The following is a 20,090-nucleotide window of genomic DNA, read 5'->3' on the forward strand; positions in this document are numbered from 1 at the left end:
TGCGGAATCCGGCCTCTCGTCAGGCCCTGCCAGCGGCCTTCGGGCGGACGATGTCGGTCGCCGAGACGATCGCGTTGATCCTGCGGTCGGTATCCTCGTAAGCGGAGATAACGATTTCGCGGATCCAGCGGACCGCGGGATCGTTGGCGAGCCGGGCATTCCAGGCGATGCCGAAAGAGACCGGCGCCATGTCGATGGGCGGCTCGAGAACCGCCAGCCCGAAGGCCTGGGCGTCCTCTGCGATGCCGATCGGAGCGAAGGTGCCCAGATTGTCTGTGCGGGAGATCAGCGGCGCAAGCCCGGCGAATTCGGCAACCTTGGCGCCGATGCGGCGTTGGAGGCCGTCGCGCTCGACTGCGTCCTGAACGGTCTGGCGGCCGGCGCCGCCGATATCGACCACGACATGCGGATAGGCAAGCCAGGCATCCATTCCCCAGTCCGATATCGCCGGATGGTCGCCTCGCGCAAAGACCCGCCGGCGCGTCGGCGGCGAGAACCACGCCTCCAGCCCGTCGGGCGGCGACGTACCCGGCGAGAGCATGGCGAGGTCAAGTCGTTCCTCCACGAGCGCCGCATTGGACAGCGGACTGACCGGCGCCCATTCGAGATCGACATGCGGCGCCTCGGCCAGCACGCGTTGCGAGACAGTCGATAACAGAGTCGGAAAGGCCGGGATCGCCAGCCGGAACACCCTTTGACTGATCGCCGGATCGAATGCGTCGGGCGGGCTGATGACCCGCTCGATGCCGCGCAGCAACGGTTTGATGTCCTCGATCAGCTTGAGCGCGAAGGGGCTGGGCTGCATCTTGCCGCCGACCTTCACCATCAGCGGATCGCCGACCTGCTCGCGCAGCCGCGCCAGCGCATGGCTGATCGCCGAGGGCGTCCGGCCGAGCCGCTCGGCCGCCAGCGTGACCGAGCGCAAGTCCATCAGCGCCTCGAATGTGACGAGAAGGTTCAGATCGATGCGGGCCAGGTTAATTTTGTTCATCTGACCTGAAAACTGTTCGTTAGGTTTCCGCCGCCCCGAGGCACAAGCTGGCTCCGGCATCGACGATACGATGCAAACATAACGAGAGGAAGAGAAAATGGCACTCAAAGTCATCGGAAGCGGCTTCGGCCGGACAGGAACGCTGTCGACCAAACTGGCGCTGGAGGAACTCGGCTTCGGGCCCTGCCACCAGATGGTCGAGGTCATGGGCAATCCGGCGCAGCCGGCCCGCTGGGCAGCGGTCGCCGCGGGCGAGGAGGTCGACTGGGAGGAGGTCTTCGAGGGCTACAAATCTCAGGTCGACTGGCCGGGCGCGGCGGTCTGGCGCCAGACCGCGATCGCCTTCCCGGACGCGAAGATCGTCCACACGGAGCGGCCCGAGGACGACTGGTGGAAGAGCTTCGAGAAGACCATCGGCAAGTTCATGTCGATTTACCGGTCGATGCCGCTGCCGCCCGAGATCGCCGGCATCTTCGACACCATGCAGGAACTGATCATCAAGCCCGTCTTCGGCGGCCATATCAGCCGCGAAACGGCCATCGCGGCCTACCGCAGGAACAACGCGCTCGTGCGCGAGACCATCCCGGCGGACCGGTTGCTGGTGTTCGACGTCGCCGAGGGCTGGGAGCCGCTGTGCCGCTTCCTCGACGTGCCCGTGCCGGCGAAAGCGTTCCCGCGCAGCAACCAGCGCGACGAGTTCTGGGCGAAATTCGGCGGCGAGCCCGATATCGCCATGCCGGCGGACCGCCAGGCGGCCGAAGCCTGACAGCGACAGGCCGGAGCAGGCTTCCGGGAGGCAAACGCTTCCCGGACCCGTGCTTCACCCGTGAAACGACGCGAAGGAGAACCGTCATGCATGCCATCGTCAATCACCTGCAGATCAGGCCGGATGCCGAGTGGAGCGAACTCGCCGGCAAGTTCGACGCATTCAACAAGGCGATCGACCATCCGGATTTCGGCGGCGGCTGCCTGATCCGGACCGATGACCGGCAGGGAATCATTCTCGTGTTGTATAAAACCCGCGAAGCGCTCGACGAGATTTCGAAGAACGTCGGCGCGCCATGGTTCGCCGAGCATATCCGGCCGTTCATGGCCGGGCCGGTGAGCCGTTCGATCGGCGAGATCGTGGGCGGTGCGCTGACCGCCTCGGCGTGACGGCCCGGTCGTGACCGTATCCGGTCAGGCGAAAGACCGCGCCTCGTCGCCCGCAGCCACGGAATCAAGGAAAAAATCCAGCATCGCATTCAGGGAGGCGGGATCCTGGCGCATGCGGCTGCGCAGCGCCGCGCCTTCCCAGCAGTCGACCAGCAGGTCGGCCATCCGGTCCGTGTCGCTGTCGGCCGGGATATCGCCTCTTTCGCGCGCCTCTTCCAGGCAGCCCGCCATGCGGCCGGCAATGCCGGAAAAGCAGCCTTCGATCTTGTGACGGAACACCTCGCTGATGCCGGACAGTTCCTGTCCGAGCCCGCCGAGCAGGCAGCCCAGGTAGCCCTGTTCGCGATACATTTCCCGGGTCAGGTCGAAAAAGCGCCGCACGCGCGCAAGCGGCGGCAGCGACCGGTCCGACAGGGCGGTGTCGAGATCGGCGGAAACCCGCGCCACATAGGCATCGACGACCTGCAGCGCGAAATCCTCCTTGTCCGTGAAGTGGTGATAGAAGGAGCCCTTTGGAACCCCGGCGGCGGCAAGCAGCGCCTGGATGCCGAGGTCGTTGTAGCCGCGCTGCAGCATCAGCGGCAGGCCCACATCGATCAGGCGTTTCTTGGTTGGGTGCATTGGTGCCCGGATGTTCGTTTCATGGTGCGGCGTCGTGCCGCCACCCGACACTACCGGCCGCGGCGGCGCCCGCAACGACAATCTCGCGGACGCCGGCCGGTTGTCTATCCGCCGGTCTTTTCGATCATATGGTCGATGACATGGCTGTGCTCGTGCTGCGGGCTGAACATGATCAGCTCCGCATCGGCATCGATCCGCACATTGTGGCCCGGCGGCCAGTAGAACAGGTCGTTGGTCTTCACCGTTTCCTGCCCGCCCTGCGCGTCGGTCGTGGTGATCTCGCCCTTGAGCACGAAGCCCCAATGCGGGCACTGGCAGAGATTGCCTTCGAGGCCCTGGAACAGCGGCGTAGTGTCGACGCCAGCGGCCAGCGTGAAATATTCGCCGCTGATCTTGCCCAACCCGGTTGCGTCGCCGAAATCCTTGCGCTGGCGGATGACCGCGCCGGGAATCTGCATTCTGGTGTCCACCTGGTCTTTTGCTACATGCATCGCGATAACTCCCGCAAGCCGGTTTCAAGAAATAGACCGACCGGTCTATTCACGAAACATCCCACCTATCGGCTCGACTGTCAATGAAAGCCGGCGCGCGATCATTGCCCGCCGCATTCGGGCGCCCTTCCTTTGCGTGAATGGGGTGCCCTCACTCCGCAATCGCCGGTGACCGCCACAGTTTCACTCTTGCGGCCTTCGATCTGTTTCACTCCGGCGCATGACCGGCTTTCTCGGCCGGCGCCGATGGAAGGCAACAGCGGCCCTTGGCTCCTGGCGTGACGCCCAAACCGGGATGACCGGCCGCGCACTTTCCCCTATCGTCACCCGGGACACGGGATTCGCACCAGTCGGCAGGGAGCATCCAGATGCAGGGTGGCAGCAATTCGCCGGTTCGCGGCCTCGGCTTTGCGTTCCTCGCCTTCGGCCTGTTCGCCACCCATGATGCGATCATCAAGGCGCTGGGCGCCGACTATTCCGTCTTCCAGATCATCTTCTTCGCCATGCTGTTCGCCTTCGTGCCGATGGCGATCCTGGTGCTGGCGGACCAGTCCACCGGTAATTTCCGGCCACGCCATCCCTGGCTCCTGCTGGCGCGGTCGCTCCTGTCGCTGACCGCGATGAGTTCGGCCTTCTTCGCTTTCGTCACCCTGCCGCTGGCCGAGGTCTACGCACTGCTGTTCGCCACCCCGCTGCTCATCACGGCGCTTTCCGTGCCGCTGCTCGGCGAGACGGTGCGGGCGCAGCGCTGGGCGGCGGTCGTCGCAGGCCTGGTCGGCGTGATGATCGTGCTGCGCCCCGGCGTCACCGAGCTGTCCGTCGGCCATCTCGCCGCGCTCTGCGCCGCGCTGGCAAGTTCGCTTGCCGCGATCATCATCCGGAAAATCGGAAGCGAGGAGCGCTCCGCCGTGCTGATCCTCTATCCGATGCTGGCGTCGATCCTGGTGATGGGAGCGATCCTGCCGGCGGTTTACGTGCCGGTCGAATTGCCGTCGCTCGGAATGATGGCCGGCGTCGGCCTCCTCTCCGTCGTGGCCCAGCTCGGCACGATCACCGCCTACCGCTTCGCGCCGGCGGCCGTCGTCGCGCCGACGCAATACAGCCAGATCCTGTGGGCCACGCTGTACGGCATCGTCTTCTTTTCCGAGCGGCCCGACACGATGGTGGCGACCGGCGCCGGGATCATCATCGCGTCGGGCGTCTTTATCGTCTGGCGCGAAAGCCGGGCCAACGTCTCGGAGCGCCGGCCGGTTCTGCGCACCGCCAATCCGCGATACGACGCCGGCCCGACGCCGAGGCCGAAATTCTTCCGGCAGAAGAACCGGAATTGAGGCGTTCGCCCCTCACCTCGGTTCGCTGTGCAGTCCTTTCAGGATCGCGAAACAGGCGAGCAGCAGGACGATGGTGAACGGGAAGCCGGTCGACACCGCCATCGCCTGCAGCGCGCCGAGCCCACCGCCGAGCAACAGCGCGATGGCAACGAGGCCCTCGAAGGACGCCCAGAACACGCGCTGAGGCACCGGCGCGTCCACCTTGCCGCCGGCGGTGATCGTGTCGATCACCAGCGAACCGGAGTCGGACGACGTCACGAAGAAGACGATCACCAGAATGATGGCGATGAACGAGGTGATCGCCTGCAGCGGCAACGCCTCCAGCATGGCGAACAGCTTCAGTTCCAGCGGCGCGTCGGCGACCGTCTGATAGCCGTCATTGACGATCTGGCTGATCGCCGTGCCGCCGAAGGCCGTCATCCAGAAGACAGAGACGACCGACGGGACGATCAGCACGGCGATGATGAATTCGCGCACCGTACGCCCGCGCGAGACACGCGCGATGAACATGCCGACGAAAGGCGACCAGGAGATCCACCACGCCCAGTAGAAGGATGTCCAGCCCTGGCGGAAATTGTCATCGGCGCGCCCGAACGGGTTGGAGAGTTCCGGCAGGTAACGCGCATATTCGGCGAGATTGGTGAAAAAGCCGGTGATGATGGCGAGCGTCGGCCCGACGAGCAGCACGAACGCCAGCAGCAGCGCCGCCAGCACCATGTTGATTTCCGACAGGCGCTTGACGCCCGCGTCGAGGCCCGCGACCACCGACATCAGCGCGACGCCGGTGATCGCGACGATCAGCACGACCTTGGAGACGTCGTTTACCGGCAGGCCGAAAATATGGTTGAGGCCGGCATTGGCCTGTTCGGCGCCGAAGCCAAGGGACGTCGCCAGCCCGAACAGCGTCGCAAAGACCGCGAGCGTGTCGATGACGTGTCCCGTCCAGCCCCAGACGCGCTCGCCGAAGATCGGGTAGAAAACCGAACGCATCGTCAGCGGAAGGCCCTTATTGTAGGAAAACAGGGCCAGCGCCAGCGCCACGATGGCATAGATCGCCCAAGGATGCAGGCCCCAGTGGAAAATCGTCGCCGCCATGCCGAGATGGCGCGCCGCCGCGGCGTCTCCGGCTGCGCCTCCGAGCGGCGCCCAGCTGTCCGGCGCACCGGCATTTTCCGCCACCGACGAGGAGAAATGCGAGATCGGTTCGGAGACGCCGTAGAACATCAGCCCGATGCCCATGCCGGCGGCGAACAGCATCGCGAACCAGCCGGAATAGGAATAGTCGGGCGTCGCGTCCTTGCCGCCGATGCGCACCTTTCCGTAGGGCGAAACGATCAGGAAGAGGCACAGGAGCACGAAGACGTTGGCCGAAAGCAGGAAGAACCAGTCGAAGGTCGAGGTCAGCCAGACGCGCAGGTCGTTGAAGACCGCGCCGGCGGATTCCTGAAAGGCCAGCGTCACCAACACGAAGGCGACGATCGTCAGGCCGGAAATCGCGAAAACCGGATTGTGTATATCGAGACCGAATGGCCCGATACTCGTCGTGATGTTGTCCTGGCCGATCTCGTATTCGGTATCGATCAGGGCCGTCGGGCCGTCTGGGGCGGGAATGCCGGTGGTGTCGCTCATTGGGGTTTCCTCCTGGGGTCTTTCCCGGAATTGCCGATCGTTCGTGATTGCCGCGATGGCGCGGCCGTTTCGCCTAATGGCGCACGAGGAACACGGAGGCGTCGGTGTGGGTCGCCAGCCGGCCGCCGTTCGACGGCCAGATGTGGTCCGCGACATTGGGAATATGCGTCGCCATGACGACGAGGTTGGCGCCCGTCTCGTGCACTGCCTTGACCAGGGCCTCGTCGAGGTCGACCGCGGGGTCGTGGCTGACGACCGGCATGGACTCCGTGGCGATGCCATGGCGCACGCCCTGGTCGTCGGCAAACGCCTTCAGTTTTTTCGCATACTCGGCCGGATTGTGCCCGAGCGGGCCGGGCAAGGACGCGGTGACGCCCACATATGTGACAGGGATCCTGTAGAGTTTCGCCAGATTTGCCGCCGTGTCGAGCGCAAGCGCCAGTTTGTCGGCATGCGCCAAGTCGATCGGCACCATGATCTTCTTGTACATCTTCCCCTCCCGGTCGTAGTTCTCGTCGGGATTGCCGTCCCGATAGTCTCTCCCTTGAAGAAATCTCCCCTTGCGAGGCGCACATTTCTGTCGCCCAAACGGTGGAAGATTTTCCGATTGCGACCCGAAGGCTAACCCGAACCCGCCGCCCGGGGCAAACCATCCGCCGTCACGGCGCCTGAATTCGGCGATGCCGTCGGCGGATTCTGAGAAAGGTGGTTGCGGGTCAAGCAATTGCGCGCCGGATCGCTGCACCGGGCCTTGCCGGCGAACTCCTGAGTCCAGTTTCCGCCGCAGAATTCGATGTTACCGGTATGTTAACGAATACCCGCGAATTATTACATGCAACTCTTCATGATGCGGCCGGCATGAAGCCGGTTCTTTCCTCGGCTGCGCCGAGATACTCCCGACAATTTCCTTTCGTGACGTGAAGCCGCCGCCCTCCCGACGGCGCATGAACCCGGACAGCCAGACATGCTCGACACGGAGAATCTTCATTCCGGCAAACCGGATCGAGGCGGCCACGACGATCCGGTTGCGCTGGCGTCCAGGGCGCTTCATTTCGCCGAAACGTACAACACCCCGCCGGTCCCGAAGATCTACGAGATCTGGTATGCGTTCGCCGCCGGCAAGCCGGAGAAGCTCTGTCAGGAGATCAGGAAACTGATCGCCGCAAACGGGGCCGTCAGTTCCTATGAACTCGACCAGTTGCACCGTGAATTCCTGGCACTGAGCGAGGAGCAGCGCCGCGAACAGGAACTGGCCGGTTTTCATCTGGATCGCGAGATGCACAAGGCCATCGGTCTCGTCCAGAGACATATCGGCTCGAACGACCGTTTCGCGGAAACGCTGAAGAAATCGGCCAACGCGATGACGGCGACCGCCAATCCGGCGAAGCTGCAGCAGACGGTCGAGTTCCTGCTTGTCGACAACGGCCGGATGCGGGCGGAATCGGTGAAATTGAGCCACAGCCTCGACCAGATCCGCATCGAAGTCCGCAAATTGGGCGCCCAGCTCGAAAAAGCGCGCCAGAACGAGTTCAAGGACCCGCTGACGAACGTTGCCAACCGCCGCTATTTCGACAGGGCCCTGCCCAGGTTCATCGCCGATGCCTTCGCGACCGGTTCGCCACTGAATCTCGTCATGGCCGACCTGGACCATTTCAAACTCGTCAACGACACCTTCGGCCATCAGGTCGGCGACGACGTTCTGCGCTACTTCGCGGCGCTGTTGCAGAAGAACGTGAAGGGACGCGACATCGTCGCGCGCTACGGCGGCGAGGAATTCGCGATCATCCTGCCGTCGACGACCTCCGCCAACGCGAAACTGCTCATGCAGCAGATCATGGCGCAGCTAGGGCGCGCAAATCTGGTCGTCTCGAAGGGACACAACCCGATCGGCAAGGTGACGAGCACATTCGGCATCGCGCAGGCGACACGAAGCGACGACGCCGAGACTCTGATCAAGCGCGCCGACATGAAGCTCCTGGAAGCGAAGCAGACCGGGCGCAATCGCATCGCGTCGGATGCCGATTAACCGGGTGAATGCAACCGCGATTTTTCACGGAAGGAATTTTCGAAATGCGGAAAGCCAAATCCGAAACCATCGTGTTCCTCGCCGGCAGGACGAGGGCATGGTCAAAATCCGGCGAGTTGAGCGAGACCCCAGGCATCATCGAGGGCCGGACACAGCTGATGCGGCTGCACGACCGCCTCAAGGGCCCGGTCGACGCGCTCGGCGCACGGCTGGACCCGTCGATGGGCGATCCGGAGACCCTCGACGAGTTCGCGGAAGACTGAAGCGGCCGCGATGCCCTGTGCGCCGCCGATTGCAAGTCGAAAAGGCCTGATCCGAAGCTACGACGGATCGTGTAGCCAGCCCTTGCCCAGGGCGATCGCGATTGCGTGGACCTTGTTCTTCGCGTCGAGTTTTCTCACCGCGTTGTTGATGTGATATTGCACCGTGTGAACGGAAATTTCGACGTTCACGGCGATATCTTTCACGCTCATGCCATCGGCGGTCAGGCGCAGGCATTCGATTTCGCGCCGGTTGAGCGGATTTTCCTCGTCCTCAACTCCAGACAGAGAAACCAGTTTGACGAATGTGAGCGCAGCGATGTGCTCCAGATGGATCATCTCCTGCTTCGTAACCGGTTCGCGCGAGCCGGTGAAGGTGATTCCGCCCCAGACGCCGTTGTCAGCCATGACCGGGAAATGGGCGAATGTGTCATGGCCGCGATTGATCAGATGCCTGAGCGTGGAATGGAGAGCGGCGTATCGCGGCGCCTCGATGAAATCCGAGCAGCTGGCGGCGCTCGGTAGCACCGATATGCGCGGATGCGTGAACAAAGGCTGTTCGAAAACCTTTTCCTCAATGCACAGTTGCAGCAGTTCGTTGTCCCAATTGGTCAGCTTGACCCGGTTGGCAAATTGCCTCGGTTCCGGCCGCGGCGCGCCGGTGACAAGAAAGTGCGGTAGACAGAACTCCGTGCCAATACGTTTCAGAACCTGGAATATGTCATAGACGGTACCGGCCGCGTCGAGCATCTCCTCTGCCCGACGCGTGGACTCATACAACGGAACCCTTATTGCAGCGTCCTGTCTCACACCCGGCAACTCTCCGAATCACGGCAACGATGTTACATCACGTTGCAGTAACGTTACGCAACGGCAATACCACACAACGACACGTTCCGGAATCCACCCGATTACGAACCGCGATCAGGCATCGCTTTTCGCCGGCAACGCCGCCAGGATCGGGCAGCGGCGGAGTCGGTCGGCAGCGTCGGGAATACGCCCGAAACAGGCCGTATTTTAAGGGTTTTGCCCGCATCGCAACGAATTTTGTAGAGCGGCATTTCTGCCACCAGCCGGGGCGCTACTCCATCCGCATAGCCGATTCTGACTATCGATTTCAGTAGTACGACGGACATCGCGCGTAAACCTACCCCTGCAATATCTTGCAATGGTCGATGTTGCGATCCGCCGTGTTATGGCGCCGCCTCTCCGCAGGCATGAAACCTCTTTTCACGCACTGATTTGCGATTGCGTCGAACACTCGTGTTCACGGCTTCCATTGCCGAATCGTGCACGAGAGCTTCCCGACAGCCGAACGGATAGAACGACATGAACACCGTCACACAAGAACGCTCCAATGACAGCGACCTTGAAGGTCGCCTGAAGTTTCTCGGCCTTGATTCCGATAGCATGAGGCTCATCCGCAACCGGAAGAAGCTGATCGAGGATTCGCTGGAAAAGGGACTGGACCGGTTCTACGAGGTCGTCGCGAAGACACCGCGCGCGGCCGCGTTCTTTTCGTCCAAAGGACAAATGAAGGGCGCAAAGCAGGCGCAGATCCGGCACTGGGCTACCATTTGCGCCGGCGTCTACGACGAGGACTATGTCAGCCGGGTCCGCGCCATCGGGTCGGTACATGCCCGGATCGGCCTCGATCCGCGCTGGTATATCGGCGGCTACGCGCTGATAAGTGAGCAGATCGTCACCGAAGTCCTGAATTCGAGCTGGCCCAAGGCAGGATTGTTCTCGAAAGAACAACACTCCGCGAGCGACGTCGCAAAATTGCTGTCGGCTGTCTTGAAAAGCATTTTGCTCGACATGGACCTGTCCATTTCCGTTCACATCGAGGAAGCCGAGGCGGCGCGAAAGCGTGTCGAAATGGAGTCGATGGCGACCGTCCAGAAAGCCGTCACGAGCTTCGGTGAGGCGATTTCCAGGCTCGGCCAGCACGATCTGACCGCACGCATCACCGACGACTTGCCGGAAGAGTATGCCTCGTTGAAGGCAAGCTTTAACGCGGCGCTTAATCAGCTGGACGACGCATTGTCGCAAATTCGCGGGTCGGCGGAGGGGATCGCCTCCGGTTCCAGGGAGGTGCGAACCGCTGCCGACGACCTCTCCCGCCGGGCGGAGCAGCAAGCGGCGTCTGTGGAAGAAATGAGCGCCGCGGTCGAGCAGATCACAGCGGCCGTCAAGTCGGCCGCCACGCGCTCCGCGGATGCCAACGCACTGGTCACGCGCACGAAGACGAACGCCGAACAATCCGGAGAAATCGTCGGCAAGGCGACGCTTGCCATGGGCCGGATAAGCCAGTCTTCGGAGGAAATAGCCAAGATCATCACCGTCATCGACGAGATCGCGTTCCAGACGAACCTGCTGGCGCTCAATGCCGGGGTCGAGGCCGCCCGCGCCGGAGAGGCCGGGAAAGGGTTCGCCGTCGTGGCACAGGAAGTCCGGGAACTCGCGCAACGTTCGGCTGGCGCGGCAAAGGATATCAATCAGCTGATTGTCGCGTCCGGGGCCGAGGTCAAGGACGGCGTAGCGCTCGTGGGGCAGGTTGGCTCGGCTCTCGGAACAATCGTATCGGAAGTGCAGGAAGTCGCTACTCACGTGATGGCGATTACCGAGCTCACCCGGGAACAGTCGACGGCCTTGCAGGACGTCAACTCATCTGTCCTGTCGGCCGATCAGGGAACCCAGCAGAATGCCGCGATGGCCGAGGAACTCACCGCGAGCAGCCATTCCCTCGGAAGCGAGGTCGATGCGATCAATCGCTTGATCGCGATTTTCCGGACCCAGGCCGCCGCGGGCGCGCATCGGGAGCATGGTCACGAAAACAACTCCGTTGTGCCGGAGCGAGGTCGATTGCGTGCGTAATATGCACGCAGCCACGATCATGCCGAGACACTGATCAGGCGTACCGACATGAAGCTCATCGACGCAAAGCAGACCGGGCGCAATCGTATCGCGTCGGACGCCGATTGACCGAGCGAATGCAACTGCGTTTTTTCAAGGAAGGAATTTTCGAAATGCGGACAGTCAAATCGAAAACCATCGTGTCCCCCGCAAGCGGGACGAGGACATGGTCGAGATCCGGAGAATTCGAAGAGACCCCGGCCATGACCGAGGGCCGGACGCGGCTGATGCGGCTGCACGACCGCTTCAAGGGCCCGATCGACGCGCTCGGCGCGCGAGTGAAGCCGTCGATGGGCGATCCAGAGACCCTCGACGCGATCATGGAAGACTGAAGCGGCCGCGATGCCCTGCGCGCCGCCGGCTGCCGGCGAAAAATTGCGGCTTTGCACCCTGCGCGACACTCCGCCCCTCCCTTTTCGCGTCCGTATCCACTATGTGATCGGGAAACGGAGCCGCACATGACCGACGACCAGTATCCGCCCCTGCCCCCGATGACCACGGGACCGGCAGGAAAATGCCCGCGTTGCGGACAGGGCACGATTTTCAAGGGATTTATCTCGCTGAAGGAGCGTTGCGACGTCTGCGGGCTCGACCTCACCTTCGCCGATGCGGCCGACGGTCCGGCCTTCTTCGTCATGCTGATCGCCTCGGTACCGGTGCTCGGCATCGTGCTGTGGCTGATCCTCGGCGTCGGGATGTCCTACTGGCTGACCGCGATCCTGACGGTGCCGCTGATCATCATCTTCGCGATCCTGCCGCTTCGGCCAGTGAAGGGCTGGCTCGTCGCCAGCCAGTACTTTCACAAGGCCGAACAGGGCAAACTGGATAACCAAGACTAGAGATCGCGCTTGAGATGGCCGCGCAAATGCGGCATGAATCGAGCAAGGGGCATGCAACGCAATACGGGCCCGGTCCGGGAAAGCAGCCGGGACGCCAAGCGTAGCGTATCGTGCAGGGTTTGCGGCGGCCACCATGGAAGATCCATTTAAAATCGGCGAAGAGGACGGCCAAAAACCGCCCGTGAAGAAGTCGTCCTTCCTGCTCGAGGTCGATGCCTGGGTCGATTCCAACATGTACGAGTCGCGCTTTGCCGCCGGCGAGTTCTGGGAAGAGGTCGTCATATTTTTCCGGCGGTTCCGCGTTCGCGGCGTCAAGCGCTTCTTCATCGAACTCCTGAGCGAAAGCGCGACGCTCGGGGCTGGCGGCCTCATTGTCATGCTGATGCTGGCGCTGCCTGCGTCGGAGGAGATCGCCGGCAACTGGCGCAGCCAGGACGAGTTCGCAGTGACCTTTCTCGACCGCTACGGCAACGAGATCGGCAAGCGCGGAATCCTGCATACCGATGCCGTGCCGATCAAGGAACTGCCGGACCATCTAATCAAGGCGGTGCTGGCGACCGAGGACCGGCGCTTCTTCGAGCATTACGGTCTCGATTTCGTCGGCCTCATTCGCGCGATGACGGAAAACGCGCGGGCGGGCACCGTTGTCCAGGGCGGTTCGACGATCTCGCAGCAGCTCGCCAAGAACCTGTTCCTGTCGAACGAACGAACCTATTCGCGCAAGATCAAGGAAGCCTTCCTGTCGCTTTGGCTCGAGGCCAATCTCTCCAAGGAAGAGATCCTCAAGCTCTATCTCGACCGCGCCTATATGGGCGGCGGCACCTTCGGCGTCGCGGCGGCGGCGGAATTCTATTTCGGCAAGGACGTCCGCGACGTGACGCTTGCCGAGAGCGCAATGCTCGCCGGCCTGTTCAAGGCGCCGGCCAAATACGCCCCGCATGTCAACCTGCCGGCGGCGCGCGCGCGCGCCAACGAGGTGCTGACCAACATGGTCCAGGCCGGCTTCATGACCGAAGGCCAGGTCACCGGCGCGCGCCGTCATCCCGCCGACGTCGTCCTGCGCAATACCGCCGACAGCCCGGACTATTTCCTCGACTGGGCCTTCGACCAGGTGAAGGACTTCGTCGTTTCCGAGCACCTGCCCTATCGTTCGTTCACTGTACGCACGACGATCGACCTCGACCTGCAGCGCGCTTCCGAGGAGGCCGTGCAGTTCTTCCTGCGCCAGTATGGCAAGCAGTATGACGTGGACGAATCCGCGGTCGTGCTGATCGAGAACAATGGCGCGGTGCGCGCCATGGTCGGCGGACGCGACTATGGCGAGAGCCAGTTCAACCGCGCCACCTCCGCCGAACGGCAGGCCGGTTCCTCCTTCAAGCCCTATGTCTATGCGGTGGCCATGGAAGAGGGCCTGACGCCCGACACCGTCGTGCGCGACGGCCCGATCACCTGGCGCAACTGGTCGCCGAAGAACTACGGCCGGTCCTATCGCGGCAACGTCACGCTGGCGACGGCGCTGGCGAAATCGATCAACACCATTCCGGTGCTGCTGGCGCGCGACTATATCGGCGGCACCGAGCCGATCGTCGAACTGACGCACAAGATGGGCATCACCTCGCCGATCATCCGCCATCACACCATGGTGCTCGGCACGTCGGGGATGACGGTTCTGGACCAGGCGACCGGATACCTGACCTTCGCCACGGGCGGTTACGCGCACCGCCGCCATGCCTTCACGCAGATCATCTCGCCGTCCGGCGAAGTCCTCTACAATCGCCGCGACTCCGACAATACCGGCGACCGCGTTCTGTCCAAGCAGGCGGCGCTATACATGAACGAGATGCTGGCCAATGTCCCGAAATGGGGAACCGGAAGGCGCGCGGACCTGACCATGACGACGGCGGCCGGCAAGACCGGCACGACGCAGTCCTATCGCGACGCGTGGTACGTCGGCTACACCGGCAACTTCACGGCCGCGGTCTGGTACGGCAATGACAACTACAAGCCGACCAACCGGATGACCGGCGGCAGCCTGCCGGCGATGACTTGGCAGCGGATCATGACCTATGCGCACCAGGGCATCGAACTGAAGCCGATCCCCGGCGTTCCGCAGCCGGAGGTGAAGCCGGACGAAAAGAAGAAGGAGGACGCGGTTGCCGACGGTTCGCCGGAGCGGCGCGAGCGGCCTCGTGTGCTGTCGCAAAAGACATCGGACTTCCTGCGCGCGCTCGGCGACAAGCTGGAAAAAGCCAAACCGCTCAATCCCAAGAAGCTGACGATTGCGGGCACGTTGCCGCGCTGATACCGTCCGCCGTGCCAGCCCTGTTGATTTTCTGACGCTTTCCGGCATGACATCCGAATGATCCGCGATCTCATCACCATGCTTTACGGCGTCGCCCTGGCGCTCGGACTGGGCATTGCCTCGGCGGTCTGGGCGACGAACCAACTGCCGTTGCTCGGCGTCATGGATATCGATGGCTGGACAGCCAATCCGGCGATCGGCGGTGATCATCCGGACCCGTATTCGCAGGCCTATTTCTCACGGTCCGGCGGGCTGCCGCTGGCCGCGTCCGAGGGCCTGACATTCATCCGGCGGGCCGACGACGCCGGCGAACCGTTCGACGCCGGCTGCATCTACGAGATCGTCGGCGAAACCCCGCACGCGCGGCGCTGGACGCTGGAAGTCCTTCGCGACGGCTTTCCCTATTCCATCCAGGCACCCGGCATTCCGGTCGGGCTGTATTCCCGCAATATCGTCAGGTTTCGGGACGGCACGTTCCGGATCCGCGTGGCGCCGCGGCCGCAGCCCGGCAACTGGATCTATGCCGGCTCGTCGGGCCCGTTCGCCCTGTCGCTGTCGCTTTACGACACGTCGGTCGCGAGCGACACCGGGCTCAGCGACCTGCACATGCCCAAGGTAACCCGGGCGGGGTGCATCCATGGCTAGGTTCCTTCACGCGACCCTGGTCGGCCTTGTCGGCGCGGCCCTCGTCCATGTGGCGATCGTGCTGATGCTGCCGCATCTGTCGGCAAACGACGTCTGGCGCCAGATCGAAGCCAAGACGTCGCTCTATCAGCCCGCCCGCCTCGACCGGAACGGAGACGGACCGCTCATCGCCGCCGCCCGCTCGCTCGATCCGATGTTTGCGGTGACCGCCTGCCGTTACGACCTGTCCGACGGCGTCTTTTCCATCACCGCGCCGGGCAATGGCGATTTCTGGTCGGTCGCCGTCCTCGACGATTTCGGCCGCATCGTGTTTTCGGCCAATGACCGTATTGTCGCCACCGATGATCTCGAACTGGTCGTCGCGCTGCCGCTTCAACTGCGGGCCCTGCAGCAAAATCCCCGCGCCGACTTCGCCAACGCGATCATGGCCGAGGCCAGCCGCAGCGAGGGCTTCGTGGTGGTGAGGACCTTCCGCCCCGACGCGACCTGGGAGCCGGTCGCCGAGGAGTTCCTGCAAAGTGTCGACTGCAGGGCCAATCCGCTCTAAAATAGGCCTTGGCCGGGCGGATCTATTTCTTTGGCTTCGTTACCTTTTTCGGCTTTTCGCAGACGGCGTCTTTTTCCACGCGCTCGTGCCAGACGCCCGTGAAAACGATGACTTTGCCGAAAACGCTGTCTCCATCCGCCCGGCATGTCGTGCTTTTGCGCCGGTTGGTACGCGGAGCGAATGCCGGGAACGCGACAACCTGTGCCATGTCCTATACCTCGCTCGCAGAATGCGACTGCCTAAGACCTGACATTTCATGGTTAACAACTTGCTAACGCTTCGCCGCTAGCTTCATGCCACCGAAACAAGCATGGGCGGTGGGCTAATCATGGCACAGGCATTCGAAACCCCGGATCACACGGACAATGACGACATCGCGGTCAACGCGGTCAGGGAATTCTGTTTACGCCCGCGGCCATTGCGCAGCGAGATAATCCGGCTGGTCGATCTCGTCCTCCCGCTCCTGAAGCTCGTCGGCGACGACAGCCGCCGCCGGATCGCGGCGAGCCTCGCGACCAACGAGTTCGCGCCGAAGACGCTGCTGCTGGCGCTGTGCGACTTTCCGGCCGCGGTCTGCTCGCCCATCCTGACGCGCAGCAAGCTGCTCAACGACGCCGAACTTCTCGCCATTCTCTCCCAGCACGGCGAACAGCATGCCCGGTCCATCGCGCGACGGGGCAATCTCGGCACGCCGGTCCTCGATGCGCTGCGATCGCTCAAAAGCGAGGCCGTGAACCGGGCGCTCGATCTGCGCCGCCGTCTCGACGACGCGATGCCGCCGGAACAGGCGCAATCCTTCGACCAGTTCCAGGCCCTGATGCATGGCGACGTTGCCGGCCATGCGCGCCCGGTCGTTCCGATCGACAATGACGACCTGATCTCGCTGGCGCGCGATCCCAATCCGGTGCTGTTCCGCACCGCCGTCGCCGACGCGCTGGCGATCACCTTTGTCAGCGCAACGGCGCTGTGCACCAATCCGACCTCGAAAAACCTGATCTACATGCTGCGCTTCATCGGAATGCCGGTCAGGAAGGCGCTGATGGTCTTCACGGCGCTGGCGCCGGACCTCGCGGAGGATCCCGAGGTCTCCGCGCGCTTCGAAGCCGTCTACGGCGAAATCACCGCCGACCAGGCGGTCAGGAAGGTCTGGGCGTGGCGCAGCGACGACCTCCTCGCTCTGGCCCGCGAAGCGCTTGCCGTCAACGATCCGAACCTCGCCGGCGCATCGGACGCGGACCGCGCCGAGATCGAGGGCGACAGCTTCATGAAGGTCGCCTGACGCGGCCTTCAAACGATATCGATGAATTCGGTCACCGGCCGGCCGAACAGTTCCAGTTCGACGACCCAGAAATCGGGATCGAGACGCGCTTCGCGCTGGAACCGCGCGTCCAGTTCCTCGGGCGCAAGGCCTTCGCCGATAAGTTCGAACAGGCGTCCGCCGATCATGACTGCCTCATGGTCGGCAAAGACGCTCTGCGGCGCCTGGCCGTAAAGCGCCGCGCCCTCGCCGCGTTCGCCGGGCACGCAAATGAAGATTGCGCCGGCCTCGTCCGAACCGCGGCGCAATACCGTTGCGAAACCGCCAGCGCCGTTGACGCGGCGAATGGTGGCGGAAACGAAGATCGATGAGGTTAACCGGCTGGCCAAGGCGGCTCCGTTGCGGGCGGCGGGAATGCCCTACTGTATAAGCCCGACGGCACGCATCTTGTCGAGCAGGATGCCGTCGATTTCGCCGGTCACCGGAAGATGGAACAGGGCCTGGAACTCGCGGATCGCCGCTTCCGTCTGCGCGCCGGAGACCCCGTCGACGACAACGTCGGTGTTGCCGAACGCCCGCAGCGCCGCCTGCACCTTGACGACTTCGGCCGACGGAATCTGCGAAGGCAACGGCACCGGAGCCGATTGCTCCTCGCCGGTCGCGATCAGTTCGGCGACGGTTTCGCCCTCGCCGGCGCTCTCCGCCACCGGGCGCGGCGCCGGAATGGCGGCGGTCACGTCGAGATTGTTCTTGATCGACGTGACGAGCTGGGCGTCAGACAATTCGATACCGCGCAAGCCGGCCTTGTTCTTGTAGTCCTCGATGGCGGCATCCGTCTTCGGGCCGCGCAACCCGTCGACGTCGCCGTCGTAGTAACCGAGCTTGGTCAAAAGTTCCTGGATGCCGGCAATGCCGGTGTCGCCGCCCGGCGCGAGTTCGACGGGCTTTGGCGTCTGTTCGACGGCGACGATTGTCGGGCGGCGCATCGGCACCGGCGCGGACAACGGCACCTCGGCATGCGCCGATTGCCGCGATTCCGCCCCCTGAAGCTCGAAGCGGCTGACATTGGGCTCGCTTTCGGCGACCCGGGTCTTGCTGTCCGTCTTCGCGACTTCGCTCTGCGGAACCAGGCGCAGCAATTCCGGACGGGTCGCAAAAAGCGCCGACGGGTGCTGGTGGTCCTGGAAATAGACCGCGTTGGCCGTGAAGAACGTCATCGCGACGCAAAACGCCGTTACCGCGCCGGCGGAACCGGGATTGGCGACAATCACTTCGCCGAGATAGGACGCCGTGCCGCGAATGGCCGAGAAGACCGTCATTTCGTCATCCTGCGAGTCGAACTGCATTTCCGTTTACCTTGCGATTGGTTTCGCCCTGCAGGCGCCGGGCGGTTGAAAACTCCTCCGCTTCGATCTGGTGGCCGCGCGTGCCCGCGATACGGCTGGCGCTTTCCGGGATGAACACCGTCACGCGGGTTCCCTCGCCCGGTTCGCTTTCGACATCGAGCGTTCCGCCATGCAACTGCACGATGCCCATCACCACGGTCAGCCCCAAACCGGTGCCTTCGCAGGCGCGCGTATAGGAGTTGTCGGCCTGCATGAAAGGCGTGCCGATCGTGGCCAGTTCCTCGCCGGTCATGCCGATCCCCGTATCCGAAACACTGATCAGGACGCCGCGTTCGCGGCGTTCGGTCGAAAGCCGCACGGTGCCGCCAAGTTCGCTGAATTTCACCGCGTTCGAGAGGAGATTGAGCACGACCTGCTTGATCGCCCGGCGGTCGCCGTCGGCCTGCGCGATTTCCGGCGCGGCCACGAAATCGAGCGTGAGCCCCTTGGCATCGGCCTGCGGCTTGAGCATCGAGACGCATTCGCCGGCCATGCCATTGAGATCGAACGGCTCGCGCTGGATGCCATAGGTGCCGGCATCGATTTTCGACAGGTCGAGGATCGTGTTGACGACCGACAGGAGATGCGTGCCGGAACTGTGGATCAGTTCGACATATTCGCGCTGGCGGTCATTGGCGAGCGCACCGAAGAGGTCGCGCCGCAGGATATCGGAAAAGCCGATGATCGAGTTGAGCGGCGTGCGCAATTCGTGGCTGACCGTCGCCAGGAAACGCTTCTGGACCGCCGTGCCCTCTTCGGACGCTGCCGCCTGTTCATCGGTTTGCGCGGCGGGCTCATGCAGCGCAAGCGCAACGCCGACGGCACTCGGAAGCAGTTCGGCGCGCACGGTCTTGAAGGACTGCGGCTCACCCGATTTGGCGAGATTGACGCGCACCGAGACCGGTGCAACCGTCTTGCGGGCCTTTGCCACGTCCGACAAGGCGCCGAGGAAGGCGATCCGGTCGGCAAGATGCACGTGGTCGATGAAGAGGCGGTGCGGACGAAAGATCGTGTCGCGATGGCCCGCCACGCGTTCGATGACGCCTTCGGGCGTCAACTCCAGTGTCGTTGTTTCGTCCTCTGCCGCGATCTCCGCGTCTTCCGCTTCGGCCGCGGGCGCGGCGCGCTCGGCGGGAACGATCAACGCGCGGATCCGTTCGGCGGTGCGCGTGCCGCCCGCGACCTGGAACAGCACCAGACCGCTGGTTAGCGCGAGAAGCGGCGATATGGCGACGAGCGCTCCGGCAAGAGCGCTCCAGCTCGCCAGGGCAAAGAGGCCGGCCATCCAGGGCGTGCTCGAAATGCTCAGCCAGCCGAGCGCCAGAAACGGGATCGCGACATAGGTCAGCGCGATCGCTGCCGCCGCGCCATAGGTGCCCGGCAGGCCGAAGCCGCTCAGCAGGATGCAGACGGGCGCGACGACGAAGACGGCGCCCGCACCCAGCGCGATGAGGCGTTCGGCCAGGAACGTACGCAGGGCATCCGTCCCGGACGCGCCCTTCTGGCCATGGCCGACCGATCGCCGGGCCATGTCGCAAAGCGCCGTCTGATACTGCTCTGATATGGAACCGAGGAAGGCCAAGAATCGCAACTCACAACACATTCACGCGCGGCAACCATCGCCGCGCCGCCAAAATCGCAGTTCACCTTTAATGAATGGATAAATGACGCGGCATGGCGGAGCCGAATTGCCC

The 20,090-nt window shown here is 63.5% G+C and carries 21 protein-coding genes; 12 read left to right on the top strand and 9 right to left on the bottom strand.

What is annotated here, in order from left to right; all coding sequences use genetic code 11:
• Nucleotides 1-19: 19 nt before the first annotated feature.
• Nucleotides 20-991 carry a LysR family transcriptional regulator gene (locus IG169_RS09330; RefSeq protein WP_193175919.1) on the bottom strand — a complete coding sequence of 324 codons (972 nt, stop codon included), beginning with the start codon at nucleotides 989-991 and terminating at the stop codon, nucleotides 20-22.
• A 97-nt stretch (nucleotides 992-1,088) separates the two neighbouring features.
• On the opposite strand from IG169_RS09330, the gene IG169_RS09335 reads away from it, so the two are divergent.
• Both IG169_RS09335 and IG169_RS09340 read left to right on the top strand, forming a co-directional pair.
• Nucleotides 1,089-1,757, top strand: coding sequence for a sulfotransferase family protein (locus IG169_RS09335; protein ID WP_193175920.1), 669 nt, complete (start codon nucleotides 1,089-1,091; stop codon nucleotides 1,755-1,757).
• A gap of 86 nt (nucleotides 1,758-1,843) precedes the next feature.
• Nucleotides 1,844-2,146: a hypothetical protein gene (locus tag IG169_RS09340; RefSeq protein ID WP_193175921.1), complete on the top strand. Its 303-nt coding sequence runs from the start codon at nucleotides 1,844-1,846 to the stop codon at nucleotides 2,144-2,146.
• Nucleotides 2,147-2,170: 24 nt separating this feature from the next.
• On the opposite strand, the gene IG169_RS09345 is transcribed toward IG169_RS09340, so the two are convergent.
• Nucleotides 2,171-2,767, bottom strand: a complete 597-nt coding sequence (locus IG169_RS09345; protein WP_193175922.1) for a TetR/AcrR family transcriptional regulator — start codon at nucleotides 2,765-2,767, stop codon at nucleotides 2,171-2,173.
• 104 nt (nucleotides 2,768-2,871) lie between these two features.
• On the bottom strand, nucleotides 2,872-3,258 hold the full coding sequence (locus tag IG169_RS09350) for a cupin domain-containing protein (protein ID WP_193175923.1): 387 nt from the start codon (nucleotides 3,256-3,258) through the stop codon (nucleotides 2,872-2,874).
• Between the two features lie 368 nt (nucleotides 3,259-3,626).
• On the opposite strand from IG169_RS09350, the gene IG169_RS09355 reads away from it, so the two are divergent.
• Nucleotides 3,627-4,589, top strand: coding sequence for a DMT family transporter (locus tag IG169_RS09355; RefSeq protein WP_193175924.1), 963 nt, complete (start codon nucleotides 3,627-3,629; stop codon nucleotides 4,587-4,589).
• Between the two features lie 12 nt (nucleotides 4,590-4,601).
• Here IG169_RS09355 and IG169_RS09360 read toward each other — a convergent pair whose 3' ends face one another.
• Nucleotides 4,602-6,218 (bottom strand): BCCT family transporter, encoded by a 1,617-nt coding sequence (locus IG169_RS09360; RefSeq protein ID WP_193175925.1) that lies wholly within the window; start codon nucleotides 6,216-6,218, stop codon nucleotides 4,602-4,604.
• 73 nt (nucleotides 6,219-6,291) lie between these two features.
• Nucleotides 6,292-6,708 carry a universal stress protein gene (locus tag IG169_RS09365; protein WP_193175926.1) on the bottom strand — a complete coding sequence of 139 codons (417 nt, stop codon included), beginning with the start codon at nucleotides 6,706-6,708 and terminating at the stop codon, nucleotides 6,292-6,294.
• 474 nt (nucleotides 6,709-7,182) lie between these two features.
• Here IG169_RS09365 and IG169_RS09370 point away from each other — a divergent pair, with 474 nt between their 5' ends.
• Nucleotides 7,183-8,244 carry a GGDEF domain-containing protein gene (locus tag IG169_RS09370; protein WP_193175927.1) on the top strand — a complete coding sequence of 354 codons (1,062 nt, stop codon included), beginning with the start codon at nucleotides 7,183-7,185 and terminating at the stop codon, nucleotides 8,242-8,244.
• Nucleotides 8,245-8,288: 44 nt separating this feature from the next.
• Complete coding sequence (locus tag IG169_RS09375; RefSeq protein WP_193175928.1) at nucleotides 8,289-8,507, top strand: hypothetical protein; 219 nt, start codon at nucleotides 8,289-8,291, stop codon at nucleotides 8,505-8,507.
• 57 nt (nucleotides 8,508-8,564) lie between these two features.
• Here the strand turns inward: IG169_RS09375 and IG169_RS09380 are convergent, their stop codons facing one another.
• On the bottom strand, nucleotides 8,565-9,254 hold the full coding sequence (locus tag IG169_RS09380; protein ID WP_193175929.1) for a helix-turn-helix transcriptional regulator: 690 nt from the start codon (nucleotides 9,252-9,254) through the stop codon (nucleotides 8,565-8,567).
• Between the two features lie 579 nt (nucleotides 9,255-9,833).
• On the opposite strand from IG169_RS09380, the gene IG169_RS24215 reads away from it, so the two are divergent.
• The 7 genes from IG169_RS24215 (at nucleotide 9,834) to IG169_RS09415 (ending at nucleotide 17,032) form a co-directional block, all read left to right on the top strand.
• Entirely contained in the window at nucleotides 9,834-11,381 is a 1,548-nt protein-coding gene (locus IG169_RS24215; protein WP_193175930.1) for a globin-coupled sensor protein, read from the top strand.
• Nucleotides 11,382-11,533: 152 nt separating this feature from the next.
• Nucleotides 11,534-11,752, top strand: a complete 219-nt coding sequence (locus IG169_RS09390; RefSeq protein WP_193175931.1) for a hypothetical protein — start codon at nucleotides 11,534-11,536, stop codon at nucleotides 11,750-11,752.
• Nucleotides 11,753-11,878: 126 nt separating this feature from the next.
• The gene (locus IG169_RS09395; protein ID WP_193175932.1) at nucleotides 11,879-12,259 is read left to right on the top strand and encodes a DUF983 domain-containing protein; all 381 of its coding nucleotides are present in this window, start codon (nucleotides 11,879-11,881) and stop codon (nucleotides 12,257-12,259) included.
• Between the two features lie 133 nt (nucleotides 12,260-12,392).
• On the top strand, nucleotides 12,393-14,561 hold the full coding sequence (locus IG169_RS09400; protein ID WP_193175933.1) for a transglycosylase domain-containing protein: 2,169 nt from the start codon (nucleotides 12,393-12,395) through the stop codon (nucleotides 14,559-14,561).
• A gap of 57 nt (nucleotides 14,562-14,618) precedes the next feature.
• Nucleotides 14,619-15,206 (top strand): DUF1214 domain-containing protein, encoded by a 588-nt coding sequence (locus IG169_RS09405; RefSeq protein ID WP_193175934.1) that lies wholly within the window; start codon nucleotides 14,619-14,621, stop codon nucleotides 15,204-15,206.
• Nucleotides 15,199-15,753 (top strand): DUF1254 domain-containing protein, encoded by a 555-nt coding sequence (locus tag IG169_RS09410; RefSeq protein ID WP_193175935.1) that lies wholly within the window; start codon nucleotides 15,199-15,201, stop codon nucleotides 15,751-15,753. The genes IG169_RS09405 and IG169_RS09410 overlap by 8 nt, the downstream gene beginning before the upstream one ends.
• A 328-nt stretch (nucleotides 15,754-16,081) precedes the next feature.
• Nucleotides 16,082-17,032 (top strand): DUF2336 domain-containing protein, encoded by a 951-nt coding sequence (locus IG169_RS09415; RefSeq protein WP_193175936.1) that lies wholly within the window; start codon nucleotides 16,082-16,084, stop codon nucleotides 17,030-17,032.
• A gap of 8 nt (nucleotides 17,033-17,040) precedes the next feature.
• Here the strand turns inward: IG169_RS09415 and IG169_RS09420 are convergent, their stop codons facing one another.
• Genes IG169_RS09420 through IG169_RS09430 form a run of 3 tightly spaced genes read right to left on the bottom strand, consistent with a single transcriptional unit; the run spans nucleotide 17,041 to nucleotide 19,927 of the window.
• Entirely contained in the window at nucleotides 17,041-17,400 is a 360-nt protein-coding gene (locus IG169_RS09420; RefSeq protein WP_193175937.1) for a DUF1491 family protein, read from the bottom strand.
• A 30-nt stretch (nucleotides 17,401-17,430) separates the two neighbouring features.
• On the bottom strand, nucleotides 17,431-18,357 hold the full coding sequence (locus IG169_RS09425) for a peptidoglycan-binding domain-containing protein (RefSeq protein WP_193175938.1): 927 nt from the start codon (nucleotides 18,355-18,357) through the stop codon (nucleotides 17,431-17,433).
• Nucleotides 18,335-19,927: a sensor histidine kinase gene (locus IG169_RS09430; protein WP_193175939.1), complete on the bottom strand. Its 1,593-nt coding sequence runs from the start codon at nucleotides 19,925-19,927 to the stop codon at nucleotides 18,335-18,337. Before IG169_RS09430 ends, IG169_RS09425 begins: the two co-directional genes overlap by 23 nt.
• Nucleotides 19,928-20,090: the final 163 nt, after the last annotated feature.

Origin of the sequence: Oricola nitratireducens, from assembly GCF_014904745.1 — a bacterium.
GTDB classification, from domain to species: Bacteria; Pseudomonadota; Alphaproteobacteria; order Rhizobiales; family Rhizobiaceae; genus Oricola; species Oricola nitratireducens.

Excerpts from the sequence above, each read along its gene's own strand:
- IG169_RS09330 (WP_193175919.1), bottom strand. The coding sequence starts at position 991 with ATGAACAAAATTAACCTGGCCCGCATCGATCTGAACCTTCTCGTCACA.
- IG169_RS09335 (WP_193175920.1), top strand. The coding sequence starts at position 1,089 with ATGGCACTCAAAGTCATCGGAAGCGGCTTCGGCCGGACAGGAACGCTG.
- IG169_RS09340 (WP_193175921.1), top strand. The coding sequence starts at position 1,844 with ATGCATGCCATCGTCAATCACCTGCAGATCAGGCCGGATGCCGAGTGG.
- IG169_RS09345 (WP_193175922.1), bottom strand. The coding sequence starts at position 2,767 with ATGCACCCAACCAAGAAACGCCTGATCGATGTGGGCCTGCCGCTGATG.
- IG169_RS09350 (WP_193175923.1), bottom strand. The coding sequence starts at position 3,258 with ATGCATGTAGCAAAAGACCAGGTGGACACCAGAATGCAGATTCCCGGC.
- IG169_RS09355 (WP_193175924.1), top strand. The coding sequence starts at position 3,627 with ATGCAGGGTGGCAGCAATTCGCCGGTTCGCGGCCTCGGCTTTGCGTTC.
- IG169_RS09360 (WP_193175925.1), bottom strand. The coding sequence starts at position 6,218 with ATGAGCGACACCACCGGCATTCCCGCCCCAGACGGCCCGACGGCCCTG.
- IG169_RS09365 (WP_193175926.1), bottom strand. The coding sequence starts at position 6,708 with ATGTACAAGAAGATCATGGTGCCGATCGACTTGGCGCATGCCGACAAA.
- IG169_RS09370 (WP_193175927.1), top strand. The coding sequence starts at position 7,183 with ATGCTCGACACGGAGAATCTTCATTCCGGCAAACCGGATCGAGGCGGC.
- IG169_RS09375 (WP_193175928.1), top strand. The coding sequence starts at position 8,289 with ATGCGGAAAGCCAAATCCGAAACCATCGTGTTCCTCGCCGGCAGGACG.
- IG169_RS09380 (WP_193175929.1), bottom strand. The coding sequence starts at position 9,254 with ATGCTCGACGCGGCCGGTACCGTCTATGACATATTCCAGGTTCTGAAA.
- IG169_RS24215 (WP_193175930.1), top strand. The coding sequence starts at position 9,834 with ATGAACACCGTCACACAAGAACGCTCCAATGACAGCGACCTTGAAGGT.
- IG169_RS09390 (WP_193175931.1), top strand. The coding sequence starts at position 11,534 with ATGCGGACAGTCAAATCGAAAACCATCGTGTCCCCCGCAAGCGGGACG.
- IG169_RS09395 (WP_193175932.1), top strand. The coding sequence starts at position 11,879 with ATGACCGACGACCAGTATCCGCCCCTGCCCCCGATGACCACGGGACCG.
- IG169_RS09400 (WP_193175933.1), top strand. The coding sequence starts at position 12,393 with ATGGAAGATCCATTTAAAATCGGCGAAGAGGACGGCCAAAAACCGCCC.
- IG169_RS09405 (WP_193175934.1), top strand. The coding sequence starts at position 14,619 with ATGATCCGCGATCTCATCACCATGCTTTACGGCGTCGCCCTGGCGCTC.
- IG169_RS09410 (WP_193175935.1), top strand. The coding sequence starts at position 15,199 with ATGGCTAGGTTCCTTCACGCGACCCTGGTCGGCCTTGTCGGCGCGGCC.
- IG169_RS09415 (WP_193175936.1), top strand. The coding sequence starts at position 16,082 with ATGGCACAGGCATTCGAAACCCCGGATCACACGGACAATGACGACATC.
- IG169_RS09425 (WP_193175938.1), bottom strand. The coding sequence starts at position 18,357 with ATGCAGTTCGACTCGCAGGATGACGAAATGACGGTCTTCTCGGCCATT.
- IG169_RS09430 (WP_193175939.1), bottom strand. The coding sequence starts at position 19,927 with ATGGCCCGGCGATCGGTCGGCCATGGCCAGAAGGGCGCGTCCGGGACG.